General features: G+C 69.6%; 25 protein-coding genes. 6 read left to right on the plus strand and 19 right to left on the minus strand.

Annotated elements, in window-relative coordinates:
* Positions 1–139 precede the first annotated feature (139 nt).
* From whiA to ACWPXK_RS15045, 6 genes are all read right to left on the minus strand, one after another.
* A complete protein-coding gene (whiA, locus tag ACWPXK_RS15020) occupies positions 140–1,123 on the minus strand; it encodes a DNA-binding protein WhiA (protein ID WP_364322509.1) in 984 nt (327 codons plus the stop codon).
* The gene (locus ACWPXK_RS15025; protein WP_040780004.1) at positions 1,114–2,160 is read right to left on the minus strand and encodes a gluconeogenesis factor YvcK family protein; all 1,047 of its coding nucleotides are present in this window, start codon (positions 2,158–2,160) and stop codon (positions 1,114–1,116) included. The genes whiA and ACWPXK_RS15025 overlap by 10 nt, the downstream gene beginning before the upstream one ends.
* Positions 2,157–3,137 carry an RNase adapter RapZ gene (gene rapZ, locus ACWPXK_RS15030; RefSeq protein WP_454196730.1) on the minus strand — a complete coding sequence of 327 codons (981 nt, stop codon included), beginning with the start codon at positions 3,135–3,137 and terminating at the stop codon, positions 2,157–2,159. The genes ACWPXK_RS15025 and rapZ overlap by 4 nt, the downstream gene beginning before the upstream one ends.
* A 113-nt stretch (positions 3,138–3,250) precedes the next feature.
* A complete protein-coding gene (uvrC, locus tag ACWPXK_RS15035; protein WP_454196731.1) occupies positions 3,251–5,260 on the minus strand; it encodes an excinuclease ABC subunit UvrC in 2,010 nt (669 codons plus the stop codon).
* A 52-nt stretch (positions 5,261–5,312) separates the two neighbouring features.
* On the minus strand, positions 5,313–5,732 hold the full coding sequence (locus ACWPXK_RS15040) for a hypothetical protein (RefSeq protein WP_454196732.1): 420 nt from the start codon (positions 5,730–5,732) through the stop codon (positions 5,313–5,315).
* Positions 5,733–5,861: 129 nt separating this feature from the next.
* Positions 5,862–6,551, minus strand: a complete 690-nt coding sequence (locus ACWPXK_RS15045; protein ID WP_454196733.1) for an HAD family hydrolase — start codon at positions 6,549–6,551, stop codon at positions 5,862–5,864.
* A 205-nt stretch (positions 6,552–6,756) separates the two neighbouring features.
* Between ACWPXK_RS15045 and ACWPXK_RS15050 the strand changes: the two genes are divergently transcribed.
* On the plus strand, positions 6,757–8,655 hold the full coding sequence (locus ACWPXK_RS15050; RefSeq protein ID WP_454197048.1) for a gamma-glutamyltransferase family protein: 1,899 nt from the start codon (positions 6,757–6,759) through the stop codon (positions 8,653–8,655).
* A gap of 141 nt (positions 8,656–8,796) precedes the next feature.
* On the opposite strand, the gene ACWPXK_RS15055 is transcribed toward ACWPXK_RS15050, so the two are convergent.
* The 5 genes from ACWPXK_RS15055 to ACWPXK_RS15075 form a co-directional block, all read right to left on the minus strand.
* On the minus strand, positions 8,797–9,336 hold the full coding sequence (locus tag ACWPXK_RS15055; protein WP_454196734.1) for a GNAT family N-acetyltransferase: 540 nt from the start codon (positions 9,334–9,336) through the stop codon (positions 8,797–8,799).
* Positions 9,337–9,420: 84 nt separating this feature from the next.
* Positions 9,421–9,921 (minus strand): PH domain-containing protein, encoded by a 501-nt coding sequence (locus tag ACWPXK_RS15060; protein ID WP_454196735.1) that lies wholly within the window; start codon positions 9,919–9,921, stop codon positions 9,421–9,423.
* 2 nt (positions 9,922–9,923) lie between these two features.
* A complete protein-coding gene (gene ribH / locus ACWPXK_RS15065; protein ID WP_454196736.1) occupies positions 9,924–10,403 on the minus strand; it encodes a 6,7-dimethyl-8-ribityllumazine synthase in 480 nt (159 codons plus the stop codon).
* Positions 10,404–10,433: 30 nt separating this feature from the next.
* Positions 10,434–11,678 (minus strand): bifunctional 3,4-dihydroxy-2-butanone-4-phosphate synthase/GTP cyclohydrolase II, encoded by a 1,245-nt coding sequence (locus ACWPXK_RS15070; RefSeq protein WP_454196737.1) that lies wholly within the window; start codon positions 11,676–11,678, stop codon positions 10,434–10,436.
* Between the two features lie 151 nt (positions 11,679–11,829).
* Positions 11,830–12,453, minus strand: a complete 624-nt coding sequence (locus ACWPXK_RS15075) for a riboflavin synthase (protein ID WP_454196738.1) — start codon at positions 12,451–12,453, stop codon at positions 11,830–11,832.
* 625 nt (positions 12,454–13,078) lie between these two features.
* On the opposite strand from ACWPXK_RS15075, the gene ACWPXK_RS15080 reads away from it, so the two are divergent.
* On the plus strand, positions 13,079–13,543 hold the full coding sequence (locus ACWPXK_RS15080) for a hypothetical protein (protein ID WP_454196739.1): 465 nt from the start codon (positions 13,079–13,081) through the stop codon (positions 13,541–13,543).
* Between the two features lie 12 nt (positions 13,544–13,555).
* On the opposite strand, the gene rpe is transcribed toward ACWPXK_RS15080, so the two are convergent.
* On the minus strand, positions 13,556–14,212 hold the full coding sequence (gene rpe, locus ACWPXK_RS15085) for a ribulose-phosphate 3-epimerase (protein ID WP_454197049.1): 657 nt from the start codon (positions 14,210–14,212) through the stop codon (positions 13,556–13,558).
* Positions 14,213–14,308: 96 nt separating this feature from the next.
* On the opposite strand from rpe, the gene ACWPXK_RS15090 reads away from it, so the two are divergent.
* Together ACWPXK_RS15090 and ACWPXK_RS15095 are read left to right on the plus strand one after the other, a co-directional pair.
* Positions 14,309–14,731 (plus strand): ATP-binding protein, encoded by a 423-nt coding sequence (locus ACWPXK_RS15090; RefSeq protein WP_364322532.1) that lies wholly within the window; start codon positions 14,309–14,311, stop codon positions 14,729–14,731.
* Positions 14,731–15,594 carry an RNA polymerase sigma factor SigF gene (locus ACWPXK_RS15095; RefSeq protein WP_454196740.1) on the plus strand — a complete coding sequence of 288 codons (864 nt, stop codon included), beginning with the start codon at positions 14,731–14,733 and terminating at the stop codon, positions 15,592–15,594. The genes ACWPXK_RS15090 and ACWPXK_RS15095 overlap by 1 nt, the downstream gene beginning before the upstream one ends.
* 6 nt (positions 15,595–15,600) lie before the next feature.
* On the opposite strand, the gene ACWPXK_RS15100 is transcribed toward ACWPXK_RS15095, so the two are convergent.
* From ACWPXK_RS15100 to ACWPXK_RS15125, 6 genes are all read right to left on the minus strand, one after another.
* The gene (locus tag ACWPXK_RS15100; RefSeq protein WP_454196741.1) at positions 15,601–15,951 is read right to left on the minus strand and encodes an MmcQ/YjbR family DNA-binding protein; all 351 of its coding nucleotides are present in this window, start codon (positions 15,949–15,951) and stop codon (positions 15,601–15,603) included.
* A gap of 49 nt (positions 15,952–16,000) precedes the next feature.
* The gene (locus ACWPXK_RS15105; RefSeq protein WP_454196742.1) at positions 16,001–17,332 is read right to left on the minus strand and encodes an RsmB/NOP family class I SAM-dependent RNA methyltransferase; all 1,332 of its coding nucleotides are present in this window, start codon (positions 17,330–17,332) and stop codon (positions 16,001–16,003) included.
* Positions 17,333–17,742: 410 nt separating this feature from the next.
* Positions 17,743–18,666: a methionyl-tRNA formyltransferase gene (gene fmt / locus ACWPXK_RS15110; protein WP_454196743.1), complete on the minus strand. Its 924-nt coding sequence runs from the start codon at positions 18,664–18,666 to the stop codon at positions 17,743–17,745.
* Entirely contained in the window at positions 18,666–19,232 is a 567-nt protein-coding gene (def, locus tag ACWPXK_RS15115) for a peptide deformylase (protein ID WP_454196744.1), read from the minus strand. The genes fmt and def overlap by 1 nt, the downstream gene beginning before the upstream one ends.
* A gap of 221 nt (positions 19,233–19,453) precedes the next feature.
* Positions 19,454–19,873, minus strand: coding sequence for a DUF6098 family protein (locus ACWPXK_RS15120; protein WP_454196745.1), 420 nt, complete (start codon positions 19,871–19,873; stop codon positions 19,454–19,456).
* A gap of 263 nt (positions 19,874–20,136) precedes the next feature.
* On the minus strand, positions 20,137–21,078 hold the full coding sequence (locus tag ACWPXK_RS15125; RefSeq protein WP_454196746.1) for a hypothetical protein: 942 nt from the start codon (positions 21,076–21,078) through the stop codon (positions 20,137–20,139).
* 220 nt (positions 21,079–21,298) lie between these two features.
* On the opposite strand from ACWPXK_RS15125, the gene ACWPXK_RS15130 reads away from it, so the two are divergent.
* Both ACWPXK_RS15130 and ACWPXK_RS15135 read left to right on the plus strand, forming a co-directional pair.
* A complete protein-coding gene (locus tag ACWPXK_RS15130; protein WP_454196747.1) occupies positions 21,299–21,685 on the plus strand; it encodes a hypothetical protein in 387 nt (128 codons plus the stop codon).
* A gap of 27 nt (positions 21,686–21,712) precedes the next feature.
* Positions 21,713–25,990 carry an HAD-IC family P-type ATPase gene (locus ACWPXK_RS15135; RefSeq protein ID WP_454196748.1) on the plus strand — a complete coding sequence of 1,426 codons (4,278 nt, stop codon included), beginning with the start codon at positions 21,713–21,715 and terminating at the stop codon, positions 25,988–25,990.
* On the opposite strand, the gene ACWPXK_RS15140 is transcribed toward ACWPXK_RS15135, so the two are convergent.
* On the minus strand, positions 25,971–26,978 hold the full coding sequence (locus ACWPXK_RS15140) for an esterase/lipase family protein (protein WP_454196749.1): 1,008 nt from the start codon (positions 26,976–26,978) through the stop codon (positions 25,971–25,973). The genes ACWPXK_RS15135 and ACWPXK_RS15140 overlap by 20 nt on opposite strands.
* Positions 26,979–26,981 lie beyond the last annotated feature (3 nt).

Consider the following 26,981-nt stretch of genomic DNA (forward strand, 5'->3'; position numbering starts at 1 on the left):
ATTCACACTAACGCCCTGCCGTGACCTTGCCGACACGCACCTGGCATTCGTGAGGACGGCATGCCTGGTCAGACGCCTGACCAAGAAAAGTTCCGAGATCGAACACGCCCGATACCACGGCCGGGCGGCGGATAGAGCCTCAGGCTTCGTCGAGCAGCTCGGCCGTGACGGCGGATTCGGTGTCGGGCACGCCGAGCTCCTTGGCGCGCCGGTCGGCCATCGACAACAGCCGCCGAATCCGGCCCGCCACAGCGTCTTTCGTCATCGGCGGATCGGCGAGCTGGCCGAGTTCCTCCAGCGAGGCCTGGCGGTGCTGCACGCGCAGCTTGCCCGCGGCGGCGAGGTGGTCGGGCACGTCGTCGCTGAGGATCTCCAGCGCGCGTTCCACCCTGGCGGCCGCGGCGACCGCGGCCCGCGCCGAGCGGCGCAGGTTGGCGTCGTCGAAGTTGGCCAGCCGATTGGCGGTGGCGCGAACCTCGCGGCGCAGCCTGCGCTCCTCCCACACCATCCTGGTGCCGTGCGCACCCATCCTGGTCAGCAGCGCGCCGATCGCCTCGCCGTCGCGTACCACGACACGGTCGGTGCCGCGCACCTCACGCGCCTTGGCTGTGATCCCGAGCCGCCGGGCCGCGCCGACCAGCGCCAGCGCCGCCTCCGGACCGGGGCAACTGACCTCCAGCGCGGAGGAACGTCCCGGCTCGGTGAGCGAGCCGTGGGCGAGAAACGCTCCGCGCCAAGCGGCTTCGGCGTCGGCGATGCTGCCGCCGACGACCTGCGCAGGCAGGCCGCGCACCGGACGACCGCGGACATCGAGCAGACCGGTCTGCCTGGCCAGGGCCTCGCCCTCCTTGGACACGCGCACCACGTACCGGGAGGTCTTGCGCAGCCCACCCGCGCCGAGCACGTGCACATCGGAGCCGTAGCCATAGAGCTCGAAGATCTCCCGGCGCAGTCTGCGCGCGATGGACCCCATGTCCACCTCCGCCTCGACGATCACCCGGCCGCCGACGATGTGCAGGCCGCCCGCGAAACGCAGCAGAGCGGACAGTTCCGCCTTGCGGGAACTGACCTGTGCGACGGTGAGCCTGCTCAGCTCGTCTTTCACATCGGCTGTCATCGCCACGAGACGCGCTCCTTTCCACCCAACCCGGAACGCACATCCTGACCCATGTGCCGTCCCTCGACTCGAAGCCCTGCCATTTGCGGCCGAGGTTGCCGGATCACTTGATCCAGTGCGGCGGCAAGCTTTCCGGGGTGATGCCGGTCCGTTCCCGCTTCGGCGACATCGGAGAAGGTTACTCGCGCCCGCAACTGTTCGGCAGCCCTGGCCACATGTTCCCGCTCGCGTCCCTCCGGCACCGAGCCGGAGTCCACCAGCACCTCGTCGACCACGAATTCCGGTGCGTGCTGGGACAATACATGCAAATGCCGCTCCGCGGAGAACCCGGCGGTCTCCCCCGGCTCGGCGGCGAGGTTGAGCACGAGCACTTTGCGCGCCCTGGTGTACACCAGCGCCTCGCGCAGTTCGGGCACGAGCACGTGCGGAATCACGCTGGTGAACCACGATCCCGGGCCCAGCACGACGACGTCGGCGTGCTCGATCGCCGAGGTGGCCTCGGCACTGGCCGGCGGGTCGGACGGAATCAGCCGCACCCGCCGCACCTTACCGGGCGTCGTGGCGATGGCAACTTGGCCGCGAATGCAGCGACTCACCCTCGGATCCGCTTCCAGCCCAGACACATCCGCCTCGATGTCGAGCGCGATCGGCGACATGGGCAGCACCCGTCCGGTGATACGCAACATCCTGGCGACCTCGTCGAGCGCGGCGACCGGGTCGCCGAGCACTTCGGTGAGCCCGGCCAGGATCAAGTTGCCGACGGAGTGCCCGGCCAGGGCGCCGGTGCCGCCGAAACGATGCTGGACGGTTCGCGTCCAGACTCCGTCGGCGTCAGCGGCCAAGGCGGCCAGCGCCATGCGAAGATCCCCCGGCGGCAGCACCCCCAGTTCGGCGCGTAGCCGGCCCGAGGACCCGCCGTCGTCGGCGACGGTGACCACCGCGCAGATCTTCCTGGTCAGCCGGCGCACGGCGGTCAGTGTCGCGTACAGTCCGTGGCCACCACCCAGCGCGACGATGCTGGGATTGGATTCCCAACCGGTCATTCGCGCCCCAGATCTCGATGCACCACACGGACCACATCCGCGGATTCCTCCGGCCCGCCGGTGACCTCACTCATCAGTTCGCCCAGTGCTTCGGCTATCGCGACGCTTCGGTGCTTGCCTCCGGTGCAGCCCACTGCGACCGTCATGTATCGCTTCCCCTCTTGGCGGTAGCCGTTCGTCGTCAGCTCGACCAGGTGGTGGCAGGTGCGCAGGTAATCGTCCGCACCGGGGCGCGAAAGCACGTACTCGCTGACCACCGACTCTTGGCCTGTATGTTCCCGCAACTCCGGTATCCAATGTGGATTAGGTAGAAAACGCACATCCAACACCATGTCGGCGTCGAGTGGAACCCCGTACTTGAAGCCGAAGGACTGCACGGTGAGCTGCAGCGCGGTGGGCGCGCCGCCGCCGTAGGCCTCCTCCAGCTTGCGGTGCAACTGGTGAATGGACAGCTCGGTGGTGTCGATCACCAGGTCCGCGGCGGTCTTCACGGCCGAAAGACGCACCCGCTCGGCCGCGATGCCCGCCGACAGCGTGCCGTCCTTGCTCTCGCTCTGCAGCGGATGCCTGCGCCGGGCGAAGCCGAAGCGGCGGATCAGCACGTCGTCGGAGGCCTCCAGGAACAGCACCCTGGTGCGCACGCCCAGCGGCCGCAACTGTTCGGTGACCACGGACAGGTCACCGGTGAAGAACCGGCTGCGCACGTCCATGACCAGCGCCAGACGCCGGATCGGTGGCTTCGCGGACGCGCCCAGTTCGACCATCCGCCCGAACAGCTCGGGCGGTAGGTTGTCGGCCACATACCAGCCGAGGTCTTCGAGCACGCGGGCCGCGGTGCCGCGGCCCGCGCCCGAGAGCCCGGTCACGATCACCACCTCGACCTGCGAGTTCACCCCGGCGAGGGTGCCGGACGAGCCCGCTCGTCCCGCGCTCGTCGGCGCAGAGCCCGCACTGCTGTTCGATTCGACGCGTGTCATGTCCTACCGGATCCGTCTCTCGGGTGCCTTCCGATCATCGCGCACCGGTCTCGGTATCGGGCGCAGACACACAACGTACGCGAAACCGAATCTTCCGGTGCACTGTCGACTGACTATTCGGACCGGAGCGCCGCAAGGACCGCTTTCGCGGTAGCCACCCCGATGCCGGGAACCTCGGTGATCTGCTCGACCGTGGCCTGCTTCAGCTTGGCCACCGAGCCGAAATGGGTCACCAGCGCGGTCCTGCGCGCCGTGCCGAGGCCGGGCACCGAGTCCAGCGCCGAGGCGATCATCCTGCGCGAACGTTTGCTGCGGTGGAAGGTGATGGCGAAGCGATGCGCCTCGTCGCGGACCCGCTGCAGCAGATACAGCGCCTCGCTGTTGCGCGGCAGGATCACCGGATCACTCTCGCCGGGTACCCATACCTCCTCGAGCCGTTTGGCGAGGCCTATCACGGCGACATCGGTGATGCCGAGCTCGTCGAGCACCTCGGCGGCCGCCGCGACCTGAGGCGCGCCGCCGTCGACCACATACAGGTTGGGCGGGTAGGCGAACTTGCGCGGGCGTCCGGTGCGGGGATCGATACCGGGCCGCGAGGTGAGGTCGAGCGCGTCGCCGTCGCCTTCGGTCGCGGCGAGGTCTTCCTGTTCCACCATGTCCCGTTCGCGGCGCAGCTTGAGGAAGCGGCGGCGGGTCACCTCCGCGATGCTGCCGACGTCGTCGGAACGGCCTTCGCCCGCCGCCTCCTTGATCGTGTAGTGGCGGTACTCGGATTTGCGGGCCAGGCCGTCTTCGAAGACCACCAGCGAGGCGACCACGTCGGTGCCCTGCACGTGACTGACGTCAACGCATTCGATGCGCAGCGGCGCGGTGTCGAGGTCCAGTGCGTCCTGAATATCTTGCAGCGCTTGCGATCTCGACGTGAGATCACCGGCTCGCTTGAGTTTGTGCTGGGCCAGCGCCTCCATCGCGTTGCGCTGCACGGTCTCGGCGAGCGCCTTCTTGTCCCCGCGCTGCGGCACCCGGACCTTCACCGCCGAGCCACGCAGTTCCGACAGCCACTGCTGGACCTGCTCCACGTCGGCGGGCAGCTCCGGCACGAGCACCTCGCGCGGCACCACGGTGGCGGGCTGCTCGTCGGCGCCCTGCTCGACCACGGCGACCTGCTCGCCGTAGAACTGGGTGAGGAACTGTTCGACCAACGCGGCGAGTTCGCCGCCCGCCTCCGGGACGTCGACGGCGTCGCCCGACTTGTCGACCACCCAGCCGCGCTGGCCGCGCACCCGGCCGTCGCGCACGTGGAAGACCTGCACGGCCACCTCCAGCTCGTCGGTGGCGAAGGCGATCACGTCGGCATCGGTGCCGGTGCCGAGTACCACCGCCTGCTTCTCCAGCGCGCGGCGCAGCGCCTGCACGTCATCGCGCAGCCGGGCGGCGGCTTCGAAGTCCAGATCTCCGGCGGCGTCGTGCATGCGCCGCTCCAGCTCGCGGACCAAGCGGTCGGTGCGGCCGGCGAGGAAGTCGCAGAAGTCCTCGACGATCCCGCGGTGTTCCTCGGCGCTCACCCGTCCGATGCACGGCGCCGAGCACTTGTCGATGTAGCCGAGCAGGCAAGGGCGCCCGATCTGCCTGTGCCGCTGGAAGACTCCGTTGGAGCAGGTGCGCGCGGGAAACACCCGCAGCAGCAGGTCGAGGGTCTCGCGGATCGCCCAGGCGTGCGCGTACGGACCGAAGTACCGGACGCCCTTGCGCCGCGCGCCACGGTAGACGAACAACCGCGGGTACTCCTCGTTCAACGTGACCGCGAGCACCGGATAGGACTTGTCGTCCCGGTAGCGGACGTTGAAGCGCGGATCGAATTCCTTGATCCAGTTGTATTCCAGCTGTAGCGCCTCGACCTCGGTGGAGACGACCGTCCACTCGACGCTCGCGGCGGTGGTGACCATCTGCCTGGTGCGCGGGTGCAGGTTCGCCACGTCGGCGAAGTAGGAGTTCAGCCTGCTGCGCAGACTCTTGGCCTTGCCGACGTAGATAACCCGCCGATGGGCATCCCGGAATTTGTAGACACCGGGTTCGACGGGAATCGTGCCCGGCGCGGGCCGGTACGTCGCTGGATCTGCCACACATTCAGCCTAATGACCGGGACCGACAGCCCGGCACGGCGGCATCGCGCCGTCAGGGCTCCCGGACGCCGAACCACGCCTTGGCGTCCGGCAGGCACAGCAGGTGCACGACGACCGCCGAAGTGCCGAGCGAATAGGCCGCGGCGACGACCCCGATCAGGGGCGGGACGGTCGCGAGGTCGCGGAGCGCGGAGCACCCGACCACGGCCTGCAGGATCGCCAGCGCCAGCGCAAGGCCGCGCACCATGTGCGCGCCCTCGGCGAACCCGAAGACGAGCAGGCCGAGCGCCCAGGCGACACAGAACTGAGTGGACGCCATGGCCGCCGCGTCGCCACCGCGCGTCAGGTTCATCAGCACCGGATACGCGAGCCCGAACCCCGCCATTCCCGCGACGGCTTCCCGTACGTCCCGAATCGCCTCCGGCATGGCCGTTTCCACGCCGACGGACGGCTCCTCACCCGAAAACGCCATGCTCACACCCGTACCCCCGTTGGTACCGAACGAACCGACGCACTGACGAACACGTCGATTCGCACGGTAACACGATGGCGACCCGAGAAACTCGGGCTTCGGCAAACGGATATTTCGTAGTGACACCGTCTACTCCAGGAGCCCGTGCCGGCGCAAAGCAGTCAGCAGCGCGTCCGGGCGTTCGGCGGTGGGCAAGGCCTCCACCAGGGCGAATCGGCTGCCGAGCGCGGCGGCGCCGCCGTCGGCCTCGGCGCTGTCGCCGATCATCAGGGCCGCGTCGGCGGATACGCCGAGTTCCTCCAGGGCGGAGTGGAATATCTCCGGGTCGGGCTTCATGGCGCCGACCTCATAGGAGAGCGTGAACGCGCCGACCAGGCGGTCCCAGCCGCGTGCCGCGAACGACGGGCGGATGTCGAAGGGGATGTTGCTCACCACCGCGACCGGAACATCCTGTGCCGCGAGAAGATTCAAGACGGCCTCGCTGTCGGGATAAGGCGTCCACTCCAGCGGGTCGAGCAGCCGGGCATACAGTCGTTCGGCGTCCTCGTCGGTGGGGACGCCCGACTTGCGCAGCACCTCCATCATGGCGATGCGATGCAGCGCGGGATCGAGATCGCGGTTGTCCCACGCGTACTTCGTCTCGGCGTCGAATTCCACGATCTGCTCCACCGGCGCCGTCATCCTGCGCATGATCTCGGCCTTCTCGTGGACGTCGAACCCCCGCCCGTCGGGCCAGGTCAGATCCGCGTACCAGGATTCGTCGTCCTCCAGCCGGAACAAGGTCCCGGAGAAGTCGAACAGCACCGCCTCGATCGTCACTCGACCAGCCTACCGACGCCCCGCCGGGCTACCCGTTTCGATGCGGTTCGGCTGCCGTTCTCGACACTCGCTGCGGCCAGGGCGATTTCGTCCGTGGGAAGGAAAGCCGGGCAAGCGGGCGGTGGCGGGCGATAGAGTCCCCCGCATGGCGCGCAAGCGAGGAACCTGGGTCGCCCCCGCGGCGGCGTTCGTGCTGACCATCGGGATGGTGACGGCCTGTTCGTCCGGTGCGGACCGAGCAGGCGGTGTCTGCGAGACGGTCCCGAACGGCACGCCGGTCACCGCGTCCGCGACCGGCCCTGCGGGCAGCGGCACCAAGGACCTGAGCACCAACCCGGAGATAGCGAGCGGCTATCGCACGAACATGACGCCGGTGCGCACGCACACGTTCGCGGTCTCCACCGCCAACCCGGTGTCGACCAAGGCCGCCTGCGAGGTGCTGCGCGACGGCGGAACGGCAGCGGACGCCCTGATCGCGGCGCAGACGGTGCTCGGGCTCGTGGAACCGCAGGCGTCCGGCATCGGCGGCGGAGCGTTCCTGCTCTACTACGACGCGAACACGAAGACCGTGGACGCCTACGACGGCCGCGAAGTGGCTCCGGCGGCCGCGACGGAGAACTATCTGCGCTGGATCAGCGACACCGATCGCACCGAGCCCAAGCCGAACGCGCGCTCCAGCGGCCGCTCCATCGGGGTGCCGGGTGTGCTGCGCATGCTCGAGCTGGCGCACCGCGACCACGGCAAGACCGCGTGGCGTGAGCTGTTCGACCCCGCCATCGGACTGGCCGATCAGGGGTTCCCGATCAGTCCGCGCCTCGCCGGTCAGATCGCGGAGTCGGCGAAGGACCTCGCGCTCGACGAGGACGCCAAGGCGTACTTCCTCAACCCGGACGGCAGCCCGAAGGCCGCCGAGACCGTACTCACCAATCCGGCGATGGCGAAGACGCTCGGCGCCGTCGCCTCGGAGGGCGCGCAGGCCTTCTACACCGGCGCCATCGCCCGCGACATCGTCGAGGCCACGAGCCGGTCGTCCGGCGGGCGCACGCCGGGGCTGATCACGACCGAGGACCTGGCCGGCTACCAGGCGAAGAAGCGCACGGCGCTGTGCACCGGGTACCGCGGACACGAGATCTGCGGCATGCCCAGTCCCTCCTCCGGCGGCATCGCCGTCGCCGCCACCTTGGGCATCCTGGAGAACTTCGACCTGGCCACCATGCGGCCGGACAATATCGATCGCAACGGCGGACGGCCGAACGCCGAAGCCGTGCATATCATCGCGGAGGCCGAGCGTCTCGCCTACGCCGACCGCAACAAGTACGTGGCCGACACGGATTTCATTCCGCTGCCCGGCAATTCCGCACAGACCCTGCTGAACAAGGACTATCTGCGGCAGCGCGCCGGGCTGATCGATCGCGGCCGCAGCATGGGCACCGCGCAGCCCGGTGACTTCGGCCCCGTTCCGCTGGGCGTCGGCCCGCAGCCGCCCGAGCACGGCACCAGCCACATCTCGGTGGTCGACGAATACGGCAACGCGGCGGCCATGACCACCACCGTCGAGTCCGCGTTCGGTTCGTTCCACCTGGTCGACGGCTTCGTGCTGAACAACCAGCTCACCGACTTCAACGCCGACCCGCTCGGCGCCGACGGCGTGCCGATGGCCAACCGTGTCCAGCCGGGCAAGCGTCCGCGCAGCTCGATGAGTCCCACGCTGGTGTTCGACAAGGGCCCCGATGGCGCACGCGGCCAGCTCACCCATGTCGCCGGTTCGCCCGGCGGTTCGGTGATCATCCAGTTCGTGGTGAAAACCCTGGTCAACATGTTCGATTGGGGCCTCGACCCGCAACAAGCGGTCTCCGCGGTCGCCTTCGGCGCCGGGAACAGCCCGTCCACCGGGGTCGGCGGCGAGCATCCGGCGATCAACGCGGCCGACAACGGCGACCACGACCCGCTCGTGCTCCGGCTCCGGCAACTCGGTCACCAGGTGTCGGTCGCGCCGCAAACCAGCGGCCTCAGCGCCCTGAAACGCAACGGCCCGGACGGGTGGATCGGCGGCGCCGATCCCCGCCGTGAGGGCGCGGTCCTCGGCGACACCCACACCCATTGAGCCGGCCGCGCCGGATCTCGGCCGTGCTCTCGCTCCAGCACCGCGACGGTCGGAGCACCAGGCCGTCATCCGTCGCTGGCGTCCGTCGATAGAGCCCTGCCGAGGACGGCGGACGTCGCGAAATGGCTTCGGCTCTGGAACTCAGTTCGTCCGCAGCATCGGGTATACGACGGGACCGTGGCCGATCGTCAACTCACCCTGCGGTTCGAACCCGAAGCGCTGATAGAACGGCACGGTCCCGTGGCTGTTCGAGATCAGGAAGCAGGGCTGCTCGGCCGATGACAGCCTCCGCTCCAGCAGCGACGTCGCCAGTCCTCGCCCCTGCGCGCCGGGCAGCGTGCCGATGGCGGCCAGATACAGGTGCGGCGTCGCGGGCCGCGCCTGCTCCATCTGCCGCGCGGCGGCCACCGCACGCTTCGTGCTGCGCCCCATGGCACGCAGCAACGTCAGCGGCTCGGCCATAGGCGACACCACACCCGCGGGTTCCCACAGCGCCACGCAGGCGAGGTTTCCTTCCGCGTCGTGTGCGAGGTCGACCAGCCCGTTCTTCCTGCGCGACGCGATGCGCGAATCCCAGAACAGCGGCAAGGCCTTATACCGTCGCGGTGAACGCGGCCAGAAGTAGATCATCAGTGGATCGTCGGCGAAAGCCGCCGCGAGGACGAACGCACCCGGCTCCATACCGGCGAGGCTAGACCAGCGGCGAGACCCGCGCGAGACGGACGAAGCCGGGCTTGCACGCCTCGGTCGACGCGCCCGGAGTGATCACTTGCTCTCGGAGTACTTCGCGCCGAGTTCGCGCAGCCGCGCCATCGCCCGCGCGGCGTGCTCCTTGTCGTTGGAGCGGATCGCCAGCATCGGGACGTAGTCGTCGCCGACCAATTCCAAACGCGCCCAGGACTTCCGATCCGGGAACGACACGCCTCGGATGTACTCCCACGGGAAATCGTTGTCGCCCAAGACGTTCCGCACAGACACACCGCGCGGGCCCACCCGCACCCTTGGCCTGGTCAGCAACAGCACCGCCGCGGCACCGAGCAAGCCGATCCCGATCATCGCGATCTGGTCGGCCACACGGAAGTTGACGCCGGTCGGCCCGCTGCGCAGCCAGATACCGCCCGCGGTGAACGCAGCAGCGATCAGTACCGCCACGACCCGGGCCGTCCGCACCGCCCGCCGCGGGCGCACCTCGAAGTCCCACTCGGGCGCATCGGCGCGCGCCGCCGCCGAGACCGTGTTCCTCCGGAAAATACGGACGACCGGCATCGCTACGCGGACTGCCGTAGGGCGCGCAGCGTCAGCGCGGCGTCCAGCGCCGCGGCCGCCGCCTGCTCGCCCTTGTTCTCATGCGACTCCGGCAGCCCCGCCCGATCCAGCGCCTGGCGCTCGTTGTTCGTGGTGAGCACCCCATTCGCGACCGGCGTGCCCTCGTCCAGCGAAACCCGGGTGAGCCCGGCGGTGACCGCGTCGCAGACGTACTCGAAATGCGGTGTGTCGCCGCGGATCACCACGCCGAGCGCGACCACCGCGTCGTGCGACCTGGCCAGCTCCTGGGCGACCACCGGCAGCTCCATGGCGCCCGCGCAGCGCACCACCGTGATGTGCCGCACGCCGGCGTCCTTGGCCACCCGCTCGGCATTCGCGACCAGCGTGTCGCAGATCTGGGTGTGCCAGCGCGAGGCGACGATGCCCAAGGAGAGGTCCTTGGCATCCTCCAACGCGAAAGTCGGTACCCCGGTACCGCTCATCGATGTCCGCCTTTCCGATCTGTTCGCAGTTCAGTGCGCCGTCTCGCCGAGATCGAGCTCGTCCAGCCCGATCAGGTCGTGCCCCATCCGGTCCCGCTTGGTGCGCAGGTAGTGCAGGTTTTCCGCGTTGGCGCGCAACGGCATCGGCACCCGCTCGGTGATCCGCAGACCGTAGCCGTCCAAGCCGACCCGCTTGGCCGGGTTGTTGGTGAGCAACCGCATCGAGCGGATGCCGAGATCCACCAGGATCTGCGCGCCGGTGCCGTAATCGCGGGCATCCGCGGGCAGCCCCAGCTGCAGATTCGCGTCCACGGTGTCGTGTCCGGAATCCTGCAGCTGGTACGCCTGCAACTTGTGCATCAGGCCGATGCCGCGCCCTTCGTGGCCGCGCATGTACAGCACCACACCGCGGCCCTCGGCCGCGACCATTTCCAGCGCGGCGTCCAGCTGCGGACCGCAGTCGCAGCGCAGCGACCCGAACACGTCACCGGTCAGGCACTCCGAGTGGACGCGGACCAAGATGTCCTCGCCGGCGCTGATATCGCCGCGCACCAGCGCGACGTGCTCCACCTCGTCGTAGATGCTCTGATAGCCGACCGCCTTGAACTCGCCGTGCGCGGTGGGAATGCGCGCCTCGGCGACCCGCACCACATGCTTCTCGTGCTTACGCCGCCAGGCGATCATGTCCGCGATGGAGATCAGCGCGAGTTCGTGCTCGTCGGCGAAGACCCGCAGCTCCTCCGTGCGAGCCATGTGGCCCTCGTCTTTCTGGCTGACGATCTCGCAGATCACGCCCGCGGGCCGCAGACCGGCCATGCGCGCCAGATCGACGGCCGCCTCGGTGTGCCCGGGACGGCGCAGCACCCCACCGTCCTTGGCACGCAACGGCACCACGTGACCGGGGCGGGTGAAGTCGTCGGCCTTCGCGTTGGCGTCGGCCAGCAGCCGCATGGTGGTGGCGCGGTCGGCGCCGGAGATGCCGGTGGTGATGCCCTCGCGCGCGTCCACCGAGACGGTGTAGGCGGTGCCGTGCTTGTCCTGGTTCATCGCGTACATCGGCGGCAGGCCGAGCCGATCGCAATCGTCACCCGTGAGCGGGACACAGATGTAACCGGAGGTGTAGCGGATCATGAAGGCGACCAGCTCCGGGGTGGCCTTTTCCGCCGCGAAGATGAGGTCGCCCTCGTTCTCGCGGTCCTCGTCGTCGACGACGACGACCGCCTTACCGGCGGCGATATCGGCGACTGCGCGCTCGATGCTGTCGAACCTGGTCACGTCTGCTGTGCTCCATCTCGAAACGGGTGCCTCACCACAGTACTGTGCTTGTTTTGCCGCGCCTGCGGCGCCGCATGCACCCACCCACGGACGGTGCTCGCGGTCGCGCACCTTCTTCTCATGCGGACCGGGACGAGCGGGTGGGACACGGCTAGCCGCGCTGTTGGAGGCGTTCGACGTACTTGGCGATCACGTCGGCTTCCAGGTTCACGGTGGTGCCCACGGCGGCGGAGCCGAGGTTGGTCATCGCGAGCGTGGTGGGGATCAGGGAGACCTCGAACCAGTCCCTGGTGCCGGTCCCGGTGGGCTCGTCGGAGACCCCGAGGCCGGAGACGGTGAGCGAGATACCGTCGACGGTGATCGAACCTTTCTCCACCACGTAGCGGGCGAGGTTCTCCGGCAGCGAGATCCGTACCACGTCCCAGTTCTCCGACGGGGTTCGCGAGAGCACGGTGCCGGTGCCGTCGACGTGACCCTGCACCAGGTGGCCGCCGAGCCTGCTGTTCAGCGCGGCGGCGCGCTCCAGGTTGACCTTCGCGCCGACGTCCAGCGTGCCGATGCTGGAACGGTTGAGCGTCTCCGCCATGACGTCGACGGTGAACGAGTCGCCGCCGACGACGTCCACGACGGTCAGGCACACGCCGTTCACGGCGATCGAATCACCATGTCCGGCATCGGAGGTCACCAGCTTGCCCTTGATCGTCAGCCGCGCGGCGTCGGCCAGCTGCTCGCTGGCGACGATCTCGCCGAGTTCCTCGACGATGCCTGTGAACATGTGCCCTGACTCCCTGTCGCGTCGTTGTCGTCCGGTTGCGCCAACAGCGCGGGCACCGGCCGCTATTCCCGCGCCTCCTCAGCCTAATGTGCGCTGCCGGACGTAGTCCGCCCTCAGCCCGCGCACGGCCGGAGCGAAGGTGGGGTACGCCGGACGACGCCGGATCGTAGAAGACAGCGCGCAGTCCGGCGCACGCGAGCGGAACCGACCGCGGCCGACGCGACCCGAAGCAGACCGCAGCCAGGCCGACGGCGCCGGGAACCAGCCCATGCCATGAAAGTGGAACAAAATATGTCCAGACATCTGGAAATTATCGGCCACACCGGCGGACGATAATTATTCGACCGCATTTCCGATACCGCTCGCCGCCATTCATCCGGCGTCGTGAACGCGATCCATGATCGGTACCCCATCGCGACACGGTTATAAACGAGAATTTGCGCGTGAACGACCGGAGAGCGATATCGTTATCCGGCCGACTTCTCCCGTTCAACTTCTCGCATGCACAGTTCGACCCGACGGATCGACCAGGGCGCACGTCTATGCCCGACACATGACCTCACTACTCGAGGAAGCCGGAAAACACAGTGCGACAAATCGAGTCCGACACGGTTGGGGGCGCGACGTGACCACATTTCTCGATTCGACGCCGGAAGTGCGCTGCGTGCGGTATCGCCGCGAATTCCAGCTGCCCGCATCGGTGGATCCCGGCTCGCGCCGCATTCTGCTGCACATCGGCGTCGATTACGGGGCCGTCAGCATGCCCGCGGAACTCGGCGAACAGGTGCTGCGGCGACTCGGCCAGGACGGAATCGCCGGACCGGTCGTCGACCATCCACGCGCGCGGCGCTGGACCTTCCTCACCGGGCCGGCCCAGCCCGACACGCTCAGCACCGCGGTCTCGGCGGAATTGTTCCGGTTGTACGCGACGGTGGCCGGCGCGGGCAGCCAGGTGGTGCTGCCCTCGCCGGACGACGAGCGCACCGGCTACCGCATCTGGATCCGGCCACCCGAGGCGGCGGCCCACCGGCCGCCACTGGAGGCGGTCATCGCGGCGCTTCGGGGCGTCGCGGCGGGGAAAATCCGTTAGAGGTAAGGCTTTTCAGCGTGCCTGCGCCGCGGCGGCCCTGCGGCGCAAGGCCTGCACGGTGGCCGCCGGATCGGCGGTGTTGTAGACCGCGGACCCGGCGACGAAGCAGTCGACGCCCGCCTCCGCGGCCGCCTCGATGGTGTCGGCGTTGATGCCGCCGTCGATCTCGACCAGCAGCCGGAGCTCACCGGAATCGACCAGGTTGCGCACGATGCGCGCCTTCTCCAGCACCTCCGGTATGAAGGATTGCCCGCCGAAGCCCGGCTCCACGCTCATCACCAGCAGCGTGTCGAACTCCCGCAGAATCTCCAGATACGGCTCGATCGGTGTGCCGGGCTTCACCGAGAGCCCCGCCTTGGCCCCCGCGGCGCGGATGTCGCGCGCGACCGCGATCGGATCGTCGGTCGCTTCCGCGTGGAAGGTCACGTTGTGCGCGCCCGCCTCGGCGTACGGCGGCGCCCAACGGGCCGGATCCTCGATCATCAGGTGGCAGTCCAGCGGGATGTTCGTGGCCTTCAGCAGGCTCTCGACCACGGGCAGGCCGAGGGTGAGGTTCGGCACGAAGTGCGCGTCCATCACGTCGACGTGCAGCCAGTCGGCGCCGGCGACGGCCTGCGCCTCGTCCGCGAGGTGCGCGAAGTCGGCGGACAGGATGGAAGGGGCGATCATCGGCACGGCCGGACGCGGGTAACTCGGGTTGGACACAACGCCGCAGTCTAATGGCCGCGAGGGTTGCCCAGCGCGGGAGTGGGTAGCCTGCATAGGGTGATCAATTTTTCGGCGGAACAGGGGCTCTACAGCACCCCGGTGGAGATTCGGGTGGCCGCATCGGTGACACAGCTGCCCATCGTGCGTGGGCTCGCCGAAACCCTCGTCCTACTCAGCGATTTCACGCTGGACGAGGTGGCCGACGTCCGACTGGCCGTCGACGAGGTCTGCTCGACCCTGATCGCGGTCGCGGCCCCGGAAACGAGCCTGAACTGCCGGTTCACCGTCGGTGACACCGAACTGCTGGTCCGGGTCGACGGCATCGCGGAGAAGCCGGGGCTACCGGACCAGCGCAGCTTCGGCTGGCACGTCCTGCGCACGCTCACCGACGCGGTGGAGGCGACGCAGGATCAATTCGACGCGACGGTTTCCGGATATCCGACCACGGTGGAGTTCCGTCGGGTCCGGGGGAAGGCGTAGTGGCGAACGAAGAAACCGTGTTCGACTCCCAGCACGACGACGACGCCGACACGCTGACCACGGAAGACGACGTCGAGGAAAGTGAAACCCTCGAAGCCGCGGACGCGGTCCCGGGGTACGACGATGTCGGCCTGCTCTTCGAGCAGCTTTCGGCCAGTGAGCCCGGAACGGCGCGGCACACCGCGCTGCGCGCGGAGCTGATCAGCCGCTGCATCCCGCTCGCCGATCACATCGCGCGCAAGTTCAGCGGCCGTGGTGAGCCGTTCGACGACCTGACCCAGGTGGCTCGCGTCGGCCTGGTGCACGCGGTGGACCGCTTCGACGTCGAGCGCGGTTCCAACTTCCTGTCTTTCGCGGTGCCGACCATCATGGGCGAGGTCCGCCGGTACTTCCGCGACCACACCTGGGCGATGCGAGTGCCACGGCGGGTCAAGGAGACTCACCTACGCATCGGCGCGGCGATCGACTCCCTCTCCCAGACACTCGGCCGTTCTCCCACCGCGAAGGAGATCGCGGCCGAGCTGGACGTGGACCCGGACGAAGTGACCCAGGCCGTCATCGCGGGCAATGCCTACCAGCCCAGTTCGATCGACGCGGCCACGCTCGGCCGCGACACCGACGCCTCGCTGCTGGACACCCTCGGCGAGGAAGAGTCCCAGTTCGACCGGGTCGAGGAGTACGTCGCGATCCGGCCGCTGCTGGCCGGGCTGCCCGAGCGGGAGCGGCGCATCCTCACCATGCGGTTCTTCGAATCGATGACCCAGACCCAGATCGCCCAGCAGATGGGCATCTCCCAGATGCACGTGTCGCGCATTCTCGCGAAAACCCTTGCCCGCCTGCGCGAACAGTCCAGCCGGGAATGACCGCGCTCACCGGGCTTCGCGGTCGCGCAGTCTGCGCACCTTCGCCGGAGCGGTGAGCCACCAGGCGTCGTCGAGCAACTCGCGCAGCTGATCGGGCGCGACGCGATCCAGATCGATCAGGATGTACGCGTAGCCGTCGTAGTGCGGTGTGGTGTAGAAGGCCGGATCGCCGGAGGCGAGCAACGCCTCCTTCTCCGCCGGATCGCAGGCCAGCACGAGCCCGCCCTCGGCCTCGCTGCGCAGCCGGGCGAACCCCTTGCCGCCGACTTTCAACGCCGGACTGCGCCACCAGGTCGATTCCTCGACCGCCGGAAGCTCGGTCCCGAGCGCCACCACGTCCTGCCAGGTCATCGTCATGATCCGAGTGTGCGGCACGGCCGCGGCACCGGCTTGGACGAATGGAATGTCAGCGCGGTTTGCGCAGTGCGGCCAGGAACATGGCGTCGGTGCCGTGCCGATGCGGCCACAGCTGCGCACCCGGTCCGTCCCCGACGTCGGTGACGCCGGGCAGCAGCTCGCGGGTGTCCAGTTGTTCTGCGCCGAGACGGCGCACGGCGTCGGCGACGATCGACACGGTCTCCGGCAGATGCGGCGAACAAGTCGAGTACAGCACGACACCACCGGGACGCACGAGATCCCATGCGGCGGTGAGCAATTCGCGCTGCAATACGACCAGCTCGCGAACGTCGGCCGGGGTGCGCCGCCAGCGCGCCTCCGGCCTGCGGCGCAGCGCACCCAGGCCGGTGCACGGTGCGTCCACCAGGATGCGGTCGTAGCCCGGGGTCAATCCGCTGGCGCGACCATCGGCGACATGCACGTCCACCGGCAGGTCGCGCACGGCCTTGCGCACCAGTTCGGCGCGATGCGCGGCGGGCTCGACCGCGTCCACCCGGAAGCCGTCGATCGCGGCGATCGCCCCCAGCAGCGCGGCTTTGCCACCCGGCCCCGCACACAGGTCGAGCCAGCGGCCGTTGTCCGGACCGTCGAGCGCGGCCCGGGTCAGCGCGAGTGCCACCAGCTGGCTGCCTTCGTCCTGCACGGCCGCCATACCCTCGCGCACCGGGTCGAGCTTGCCGGGGTCGCCGCCGTCCAGGTACACCGCGTACGGCGACCATCGGCCCTCTTCGCCGCCGGTCACCAGCGCGAGTTCCTCCGCGGTGATGTCGCCTGGCCTGGCCACCAAGTGCACCAGCGGGCGGGCGTCGTCGGCGGCGAGCACGTCGCGCAGCTCTGCCGCTCGCGCGCCGAGCGCATCGGCGAACGCCTGCGCGATCCACGCCGGGTGCGCGTACTCGAAAGCCAACCGCCCCACGGGATCGGTGGGTGCGAGAGCCTCGACCCACTGCTGCGTGGTCTTCTCCGCGGCCCGCCGCAGCACCGCGTTGACGAAACCTGCCTTGCCCGCGCCGAACTCCGCGCGCGCCAAGGCCACCGAGGTGTCCACCGCCGCGTGCGCGCCGATCCTGGTCCGCAACAGCTGGTAGACGCCGAGCCGCAGCACGTCCAGCAGTGGGCCGTCGATTTCTTCGATCGGCCTGCCCGCCCCCGCGGCGATCACCGCGTCCAGCAGACCCAGCGACCGGCACGCGCCATAGGCCAGTTCGGTCGCCAACGCCGCGTCCCGCCCGGACAACCCTCGTTCCCGCAGCAGCGTCGGCAGCACCAGATTGGCGTAGGCATCGCGCTCGCGGACCGCTCGTAAGACATCCCGCGCGACCGACCGCGGTGGATCGATCACTTCCCGGCGCGCCGATCGGCCTGGGGAGCCTTGCCGTGCAACGTTTTTCGCAGCGGTACGCGCGGGACGCCGTTCGGCGGCGCGATCGGTTCTTCCATCGGCCGAGCGCTGCCCCGCGGAGGCGCGTCGTTCGTCGCGATCGCGCCCGCCTGCCTCGCCGCCGCTACCGGCGCGCCCGGTGGCACGGGGACGACCGGTGCCGTTCCGGTCCTGCTTCGCGCCTTCCGTTGGCCGACCGCTCTCGGTCGAGCTTCGCTGCCGTGCACCACTCGGCCGCACATCCTGTGTCCGTGACCGGTCGGTCTCGCCGGACCGAGTCGTGCGGCGGGAACGTTTCCCGCGATCAGGCATGGCGTCGCGCTTTTCCCGGCGGTCGCCGCGCCCGTCGTCGTGCCCACCTCCGCGCGAGCTCACTCGACCACCGCGCCGGGCCGTAGCCGGGCGCCCCGCGCCCAATCGAGCGCGGCCATCATCCGCTTGCCTTGCGGCTGGACCTGATCGAGCCGCACGGCGGTGGTGGCGGTGCCGATGAAGACGCCGGACTTGCGGACCTCGATCACCCGCTCCGGCAGCACCTCCTCGACCAGTTCGACCGGGCCGAGCTTCAGCCTGGTGCCGTCGACCTCGGTCCACGCCCCCGGCGCGGGAGTCACCGCGCGAATCCGCCTACTGATGGCCAGGGCGGGCTGATCCCACCGGATGTGCCCGGCCTCGACCCCGACTTTGGGCGCGTACGACACGCCGTCGGTGGACTGCGCGACCGCCTGCAACGTGCCGTCCTCCACGCCGTCCAGCGTCGCTTCCAGCAGCCGGGAGCCACTTTCGGCCAGCCGCTGCAGCAGCGTGCCCGCGGTGTCGGTGACGGAGATCTTCTCGGTCACCATGCCGAACACCGGCCCGGTGTCCAGTCCGGCCTCGATCTGGAAGGTCGACGCGCCGGTGATCTCGTCACCCGCGTCGATCGCCGCTTGCACCGGCGCCGCGCCGCGCCACGCGGGCAGCAGCGAGAAATGCAGGTTGATCCAGCCGAAGCGCGGAATGTCGAGCACCGGCCGTGGCAGCAGCGCGCCGTATGCCACGACGGGGCAGCAGTCCGGCGCGAGTTCGGTGAGTTGCGCGATGAACTCCGGTTCCGACGGACGCGCGGGGGTGAGCACCGGAATGCCGTGCTCGTCGGCCAGCGTGCCGACCGGCGACCTGGTCACCTTCCTTCCGCGCCCCGCCACCGCGTCCGGCCGGGTCAGCACGGCGATCACCTCGTGGCGCGGCGATTCCAGCAAACGCCGCAGCGACGGCACCGCCGGTTCCGGGGTCCCCGCGAAGACGACGCGCATCAGCCACCCAGCCCGAACGGGTTGGGCCGGCCCGCACCGCTCATCGACCGGGCGGGGCGCACCGTCACACCCGCGGCGAACCAGTCGGATTCGCGGATCACCCGCATCGCTTCCTTACGCTGGGCCGGGTCGAGACGATCGATGAACAGCACGCCGTCGAGATGATCGGTTTCGTGCTGCACGCATCGCGCCAAAAGGCCCTCGGCCTCGAACGCGACCGGCGCGCCGTCGAAGTCCACCCCGGACGCGCGCACGCGCAGCGCCCGCCGCGTGTCGTAGCGCAGACCCGGAATCGACAAGCACCCTTCCGGCCCGACCTGTTCTTCGTCGCCGACGACTTCCCACTGCGGGTTCACCAGGTGCCCCTCGGCGTCGCCGGTGTCGTAGACGAACACGCGCAGCCCGACCCCGATCTGCGGCGCGGCCATCCCGACTCCGCCGTCGTCGTGCATGGTCTCGATCAGGTCGGTCACCAGCTGCCGCAGATCGCGGTCGAAGGCGGTGACCTCCGCGGCTCGGGCACGCAGGATGGGATCACCGAACAGGCGAACGGGCTGAATGGTCACGGCTGGCTCCCGGGAGCGGACGAACAGGTCGATTCATTCTAGTGAGGCGACCGCAAATCCCCGATTCACCAGCCAGAAGCTGGTAGAACTCCTATGCGGTCCGGGCGGGGTGTCGATCCCTCCGCCCGGCCGCCCGGAAACGCCCTGGTCAGCGACCAGGAGCCGCCCGTCGCGTCGGCTGCGGGCAGAGGCCGAGGGTGCAGCGCGCTTCTGCCGCTGGATCAGCGGTTTCGCTCGGTGGAGTCGCGGCCGACGCGGAATCGCCGGCGGTAGAGGCGGGCGGCTTCGGCGAGGATCTCGGAATCGAGCCGGGCGAGAGGTTCGATGTCGGTGAGGAGGGGCTCATGATCGGGCCCGAACCCGGCGATCCGGCCGGTCAGCAGCCACGGATAGCGGTCCTGCTCGGCGCCGAGGTCGGCGTACTGGCGAATTCTGCGCGCAATCCATTCCACAGCGGGACGAGGCCACCAGTCCTCGGGCGCGACGGTACTGACCGACAGGCCGGGCATATCGATATCCGCCTCGTAGTCGCGGCTGCGGCCACGCTCGAGATCCCGATCTGGACCATGCGAGTAGCGCAGATACACCGTATCGTTGCTGGCCGCGATCAGTTCGGCCACTTCGGACAGCCGCCGCAGCACCGGCAGCTGATCCCCGCCTCGCTCACGGCGCGGGGGCGTCGGTAACGATAGTCCCGCCGCGGCGTCCGAGGCAGGCTGCGTTCGACGCGGTGGTTTCGATTCGGCCCTTCCCGTGTCGTCGAAATCTGCGACGCCCATGCAGGTGGTGTGCCCCGGTGTTGCTCCGGTATTCGCACGACTGCACTCGGGCAACAGAGTGGTTCGATCATCGTGCAGGGCCTGTTCGGATGAAGGTCGTCGTCACCTGCGCCACGGACTCCGCCCTATTGCTGCACAGTTGGTTCGACCGTTCCGATTTCCATGCCGGTGCCCGCAGGTAGGTCGGCAAGTGTCAGCACGTTGTGGAGGTGGTGCACACCTGGCCCCATGCTGGTCGCGGCACGAGTGGCGGAAGCGGCCAGCAGCGCGGTGGCCCGGGACTGGCTGCGACCACGCGCCCAGCGCGTGAGCCCGGATTCGGTCCGTGCCAGCACCGTCCACTCGTCGCTTCCCGGAAGGGGAAACCCATGCGGCATTCCGGCCGCGCCGGGAATCCATGTCGCGAGGCTCAGCCCGAGTGTCGCGATGCGGGAATCGAGGGCAAAGTAGGTGCGCACACGAACAGCCAGGTCACGGGTCAGCACGTGCTGGTCGGAGAAATCGGCCCGGAACAGTCGACGCCGTCGGTGGCCGGGGAGCTCGAAGACCTGGGGCCGGGTGTAGTTGCGGACGTACTCGTTGTCGGCCCGGAAGTTCCGGCCGAGCAGGCGATACGACCACTCGGTCGCGGCCGCCCCGTGCCGCTCCCCCGCACCGAGCAGCACGGCGATGTCGATGGGTCCCGGTGACTGGGCATGCGCGGCGGCAGCCAGGAGATTGGTCAGCCCGGGCGCCAGCCCGACACTGAGAATCACCGGACCGGCCGGAGTCGACTGCTCCAGCAGAGCAACATATTCGGTGGACGCGGTGACGTCCACGAACGCCGATCCGTGCTCGGCGGCCTGCTGGGCCAAGCGCGGATCCTCGGACCCGGAAGTGTTGACGACGACGTCGATCCCATCGAGCGCTTCGCGGTAGGACCGCAATCCTGGTTCGCCGAGGTCGATCCGGACATCCGCGCGGGCCGGGTCGCGTCCGGCCACCAAGACGATGTCACCGGATCGCCGCAGTTCGGTGACCAGGTGCCGGCCGACTGCTCCGTATCCGCCCAGAACGAGAACGCTCATTGCGGTTTCTCCTGCCCTTCGCTGCCATGCGACATATCACTCCTCGACTAGAGCGTAACTATAGCGAAAGTTTCACTCCGGCTGTTCTCGCCATGCTCGCCGCAGGGCGATGCCGGCGTAGGTGACCAAAGTCCATTGACCGCACCGCCAAGGGATGTAGCGGCTCGGGGCCGACCCGGCTTGGCTGGATCACATACCTAGCGACCAGGAAGGAATGGTCATGTCCGAGAAGACAGCGGCCAGGAAGGCCCGGGAATCGGGTACCGAGACGGAACCTCCGGTGGCCGAATCCGGGACGAAGCCGTCGGCAACCGGATCCGAAACGGCGACCGCCGAGCACGGTGGATTGCGTGTCCCGATCCCGACGCTCGGAGTACGGATGACGCGAGTCCCGCTGCCGCCCGGACCGCGAACGGTGGCCAGCGGTGTTTCGTCGGCGACGGCGGCCGTGCGGCATCGCGTGCCGGATCGGGAGTCGCTGCTGTACTACGGCGGGCTCGGTACGGCGGCCGCCACCGGGTTGGTGTCGTGGCCGGTGGCAGCGGCGATCGGCGTCGGCGTCTGGGTGGCGGAGCATGCCCGCCAGGAATCCTCAGTCAGCCGATAGCACCGCGTAGAACCACGGAATCCCGACATGTTCGGCATCGGAAGAGCCGCGCGATTCGTGTCCACGCTGGCCGCGGACACGGTACGCGCAACAGGCAACGAAGTGGTGGGACGGCAGACCTGGGCGCGCCCGGGTCGCGCGCACATCGAGACCCGAGGCGTGCACCGCACCGACGCTCCCCCGGGCTATCTGGCCGCCCTGCGGCAGGCCGTGGGCGGCGCCGACGGTGTGCACTGGGTGGCGGTCAACGGCATTCTCGGCGACGTGGTCGTCGATTTCGACCCCGAACGCATCGATGTGGCGGCGTTACGGAACATCATCGTCAAGGTCGAACGCACGCACGGAATGACGGACCTGCCCCGCAACCGGCCCATGCATCCAGGTGGATTCGAGCCGGTGTTCGACGAACTGCTCACCCTCGGCGGTGACCTGTTGGGTGCGGCCGCCGGTCTGGTCGGGCGGATGCTCCCGCTGCCGACACTGCCGCCGGAAACCATCGCGCTGATTCCCGCCATCGACCTGATTCCCGGATTGCGCCACCGCCTCGACGTCCGATTCGGTGCCCTGCGCGTGGAGACCGCGTTCGCCTTGACGAGTTCGGTCATCGGCGCGGCCGCGCATACGCCACTGTCGGCCGTGGCCGACGCCGGACTGCGGGCGGTGCAGCTGCCCGCGGCACTGGCGCGTCTGCACACCTGGGAGTCGCGCGAGCCCGAGCTCGCCGCGAATGCCCGGGTCGCGGCCGCGGCCGCGCAACCGCCCCCAGCAGCGCGCCCGGTCCCGCTGCCGCCCGGACCGGTTGAGCGCTACGCGATCCAGGCCGGTCTCGCCACCGCTGCCACCGCCGCGGCGCTACTGCCCACCGGCGGCGTCACCAAGGCCGCAAGAGCCATCGCCCTCGGCGCGCCCCGGGCGGCCCGGATGGGCGCGCAGGCCCACGCCGCCGTGCTGGGCCGGATCCTGTCCAGTCGCGGCGTGCTGGTCCGCGATCCGGACGCGCTGGACCGCTTGGACCGCATCGACACCGTCGTCATCGACGCGAGCGTGCTCATCGAGCACGGCACCGCCGAACTGGCGCCGCTCACCGAGGCCGTTATGGCCGCCGCGCACGCGGTGGGCCGCGTCGTGGTCGCGCCGAGAGTCTCCGGTATGGCCGAACGGGTGGGCGCGGACGGCGGCATCGGTGGCGGTCCGCACCTGGCCGACTCGGTACACGAGCTGCAGGCGGAGGGACATGCCGTGCTGCTGATCGCCGATCACAACGGCACCGGATTGGCCGCGGCCGATTGCGCTGTCGGGATCGTCTCGCCCGATCGTGCTCCGCCCTGGGCGGCCGATATCCTCTGCCGCCCGGGACTGTCGGACGCCTGGCTCGTGTTGCGGGCCTGCGTGGCAGCGCGGCTGGCCAGCGAACGGAGTGTGCGGCTGGCCATGCTCGGATCTGTGTGCGGCGCGCTGCTCGGCCTGCTCGGGCCCCAGCGCGGTGCGTTTCAGCGCGGCGCTCTCCCGGTCGGCGTGTCCGCACTGATCGCCCTGGGAGCCGGTGTGTGGTCGGCGGGAAGTCTCGCACGGATGCCATTGCCGCCGACCGCCGACGACACGCCCTGGCACGCCATGCCCGTGGCGGAGGCGCTGGCGGCCCTGCAGACCGGCCGGCTCGGGCTGTCCCCCGAACAGGCCGCCCGCCGCCGCACCGACGACTCCGATGCCGACCAGCGAACCGAGCGGCTGTGGCGGGCGGCCATCGCCGAACTGGACACCCCGTTGACCGCCCCGCTCGCCGCGGGCGCGGGCGCCTCCGCCGCCAGCGGCTCGGCACTCGACGCCGGGCTGGTCAGCCTGGTGATGCTCGGCAACGCCGTGCTGGGCGCAGTCCAGCGGATCGCGGCGAACCGGGCGGTGCGCCGGCTTGCCGACATGGGTGCGCTGCGGGCCAGGCTGCTTCGTCACGCTCGCGAAACCCTCGCGCCCGCGACCGAACTCGTCTCCGGAGACATCGTCCTGTTGCGGGCCGGTGACGCGGTGCCGGCCGACTGCAGGCTGATCGACGCCGACCACCTGGAAGTCGACGAGTCCAGCCTGACCGGTGAATCCATGCCGGTGCCGAAGGACCCCGCGCCGGTCGAGACCGACGCGGTGGCCGAGCGAGCCAGCATGCTGTACGCAGGCACCACCGTGGTCGCCGGAACCGGCACCGCTGTCGTGGTCGCCCTCGGCCGCGCCACCGAAGTGGGACGCAGCGGCGCGCTGGCCGACACGGAGGAGGCCGCGGGCGGCGTCGAGGCGCAGTTGCGTGCGCTGACGCTGATTTCGATGCGGGTCGCGGTGGGTGCCGCGGCGGCCGTGCTCGGCCTGGGACTGCTGCGCGGACGGCTGGGCGCCAGCGTCGCCTCCGCCGTCGCGCTGGCCATGGCCGCCGTGCCGGAAGGACTGCCGTTCGCCGCGACGGTCGCTCAGCTGGCCGCCTCCCGGCGCCTGTCCCGGCGCAATGTCCTGGTACGCACACCGCGGACGCTGGAGGCATTGGGGCGGGTGACCACCGTATGTTTCGACAAGACCGGCACACTGACCGCAGGACATATCGAGCTGCGGCGGGTCAGCGACGGTCGTCGTCATGAGCCGCTGGACGCGCTCGGCGCCGGCCACCGCGCGGCACTGGCCGCCGCGTTGCGCGCCACGCCGCTCGATCCGGAAGGCCGGCCGCTGCCACACCCCACCGATCGGGCCGTGGCAGAAGGAGCCGACACCGCCGGAACCACCCGCGACCAGGGCGAGCCCGGCTGGACCATGGTGCAGGAATTGCCGTTCGAGCCCGGCCGGGGGTTCCACGCGGTCCTCGGACGCACCGACGGGCGTCATCTGATCAGCGTCAAGGGCGCGCCCGAAATCGTGCTGCCGCGGTGTGCCGCCCGCCGACGTGACGGCGCCACCTATCCGTTCACCACGGCCGATGCCGACGAACTCCAGGAAACCGTGGAAACCCTCGCCGAACAAGGCTTCCGCGTCCTCGTCGTCGCCGAGCGCGCGGCATCCCAACGCGGCGAACTCGGCTCCGACCGCGTCGACCGGCTGGAGTTCATCGGGCTGCTGTGCTTCGCCGATCCGGTCCGGCCGACCGCCGCGGCGGCGGTGCGCGACCTACGTGCCGCCGGTGTCGACGCGGTCATGCTCACCGGCGACCACCCGCATACGGCCGCGGCGATCGCCGCTGAACTCGGCCTGCGTACCTCGGGCCGGGTGATCACCGGCGCCGAGGTCGAGACCTGCGGCGAGGAAGAGCTGGCGGCGCTGGTCGCGGAGACGGCGGTCTTCGCCCGGGTCACTCCGGCGCACAAAGCGGCGATCGTGCGGGCGCTGCGCAACGCGGGCCAGACGGTCGCGGTCACCGGCGACGGCGCCAACGACGCACCCGCGATCCGGCTCGCGGATGTCGGAATCGCGTTGGGCCCGCGAAGTACACCCGCCGCGAAACAGGCCGCCGACATCGTCGTCACCGATGAGCGCATCGAGACCATCGTCGACGCCGTGATCGAGAGCCGCGCCCTCTGGCGCTCGGTCCGCGACAGTGTGTCACTGCTGGTCGGCGGCAATTTCGGCGAGATCATCTTCACACTGGTCTCGTCGCTGCTGTCGGCGCGTCCGGCACTCAACGCGCGACAGCTGCTGGCGGTCAATCTGCTCACCGATCTGCTCCCCGCGCTGATCGTCGCCGCCCGGCCACCTCGCGGGGTGACTCCCGAGACACTGCTGACCGAAGGGCCGGACACGGCGGTCGGCACGGCACTGAACCGGGATGTGACCACACGCGCGCTCGCCACCACCCTGTCCGCGTCGGGTGGATGGCTCGCGGCGCGCCTCGTATGCCCGCAACGCAAGGCCGGGACCGTCGGGTTCGCCGCCTTGGTCGGCGGCCAGCTCGCGCAGACCATCGCCGCGGCACACGGTGACCCGCTGGTGCTGGCGGCCGGGATCGGATCGGCGGTACTGCTGTTCGCGCTCGTCCAGTTCCCTCCGACGAGCTATTTCTTCGGTTGCCGCCCCCTGGGTCCGCTGGGCTGGGTCATCGTGCTCGCCGCGAGTGCCACCGCGCCGCTGACCGCTCACCGCGCGGGAGAGGTACTCGATACCGGAGGACACAACGGCGTTCGACAGGCCGCTGGAACTCCGTCTCGACGAGCCGACAACCGTGACGATCGCGGGGACGGCGCCCAGCACGACCGGCCGAGGGCCGCGGTACCTTTTCGAGCACACGACCCTTCGGGATCGGTGACCGGGCACGATGGCGTCAGGAATTCCCGGCGATGATCACTTCGGGGATGCCGGTGCCGAGCGGAACCGGCCTGCACACGGGGGCGGGACTGCCCGGATCGAGCAGCGTGAGCAACAACTCCTGCACGAACGGGTCGTACACCATGTGGAAGTGCCCGGTGAGGTCGGACGGACAGAGATCCTGCAGGGCGATGTTCCGCGCACCGGGCCCGCGCAGCGCGATGTTGTCGAACGGCTGGATCATCTCGTCGACGCGGCTGCCGACGGTTACATACCGCACCCCCGGCACGGTATCGCCACCCGCGTTGAGCTCGAGCATGATCGGTGAGCCTTCGGCCTGCTGCACGGCGGCGAGCGAGGTCACCCGAGCGAAGGCATCCAGGGCGCCGGGGATGGACTGGGCGATCGGTACCAGCCCGTACATGACGCCGCCGTAAGTGGGCGAGGCGAGCCCCACCCACTGCCCGACCTTGGGTGCTCCGCCGAGCTTGTTGACGTAGTAGCGGGTCACATTGGCGCCCTGCGAGAACCCAACCAGATCGACCTTGCTCGCGCCGGTCGCCGCGAGCACTCGGTCGACGAACGCCCCGACCTGGTAGGCGCTCAGTACCAGATCCTCGGTACCGTAGCTCTCCGCGCCGGGACTGCCGCCATAGTTCAGCGCGAACACGCAGAATCCGGTCCCGGCCAGGCGGGGCGCGATGGCAGACCAGTCGGAGTAGGCGGTGGAGTCGGTTCCGTGCGCGAGCACCACCGGCCGGGGATGGGCCGCGCTCGGTACGCAGCCGAAATCGTTGGTGCCCATCGGGGTGACGTTCGGGTGGCTCTTCTGATACCACGCGGCGGCCAGATGGTCCGGCTGCGGCGGCGCGGCGTGCGTCGGCACGTCGGCTGGGCGGAATCCGACCGGCTCGGCCGACGCCACGCCGGGACCCAGCGCTGCGGCCGCGGCGAGGGCAAAGGCCAGCACGGCCCTACGCAAGTGTGAATAACCCCAAGTTCCCAAACCGATCGGCTGTCGCATATC

The organism is Nocardia sp. Marseille-Q1738 (genome assembly GCF_965283145.1).

Bases quoted from the DNA above. Each gene is read 5' to 3' on its own strand.
- ACWPXK_RS15025 (WP_040780004.1), bottom strand. From the start codon at position 2,160: ATGACCGGTTGGGAATCCAATCCCAGCATCGTCGCGCTGGGTGGTGGC.
- ACWPXK_RS15135 (WP_454196748.1), top strand. From the start codon at position 21,713: ATGTTCGGCATCGGAAGAGCCGCGCGATTCGTGTCCACGCTGGCCGCG.
- rpe (WP_454197049.1), bottom strand. From the start codon at position 14,212: ATGATCGCCCCTTCCATCCTGTCCGCCGACTTCGCGCACCTCGCGGAC.
- ACWPXK_RS15075 (WP_454196738.1), bottom strand. From the start codon at position 12,453: ATGTTCACAGGCATCGTCGAGGAACTCGGCGAGATCGTCGCCAGCGAG.
- ACWPXK_RS15055 (WP_454196734.1), bottom strand. From the start codon at position 9,336: ATGGAGCCGGGTGCGTTCGTCCTCGCGGCGGCTTTCGCCGACGATCCA.
- ACWPXK_RS15130 (WP_454196747.1), top strand. From the start codon at position 21,299: ATGTCCGAGAAGACAGCGGCCAGGAAGGCCCGGGAATCGGGTACCGAG.
- ACWPXK_RS15140 (WP_454196749.1), bottom strand. From the start codon at position 26,978: ATGCGACAGCCGATCGGTTTGGGAACTTGGGGTTATTCACACTTGCGT.
- ACWPXK_RS15100 (WP_454196741.1), bottom strand. From the start codon at position 15,951: ATGACGATGACCTGGCAGGACGTGGTGGCGCTCGGGACCGAGCTTCCG.
- rapZ (WP_454196730.1), bottom strand. From the start codon at position 3,137: ATGACACGCGTCGAATCGAACAGCAGTGCGGGCTCTGCGCCGACGAGC.
- ACWPXK_RS15040 (WP_454196732.1), bottom strand. From the start codon at position 5,732: ATGGCGTTTTCGGGTGAGGAGCCGTCCGTCGGCGTGGAAACGGCCATG.
- fmt (WP_454196743.1), bottom strand. From the start codon at position 18,666: ATGCGCGTCGTCTTCGCGGGGACCCCGGAACCGGCGGTGCCGTCGCTG.
- ACWPXK_RS15060 (WP_454196735.1), bottom strand. From the start codon at position 9,921: ATGCCGGTCGTCCGTATTTTCCGGAGGAACACGGTCTCGGCGGCGGCG.
- ACWPXK_RS15050 (WP_454197048.1), top strand. From the start codon at position 6,757: ATGGTGACGGCCTGTTCGTCCGGTGCGGACCGAGCAGGCGGTGTCTGC.
- ACWPXK_RS15125 (WP_454196746.1), bottom strand. From the start codon at position 21,078: ATGAGCGTTCTCGTTCTGGGCGGATACGGAGCAGTCGGCCGGCACCTG.
- ribH (WP_454196736.1), bottom strand. From the start codon at position 10,403: ATGAGCGGTACCGGGGTACCGACTTTCGCGTTGGAGGATGCCAAGGAC.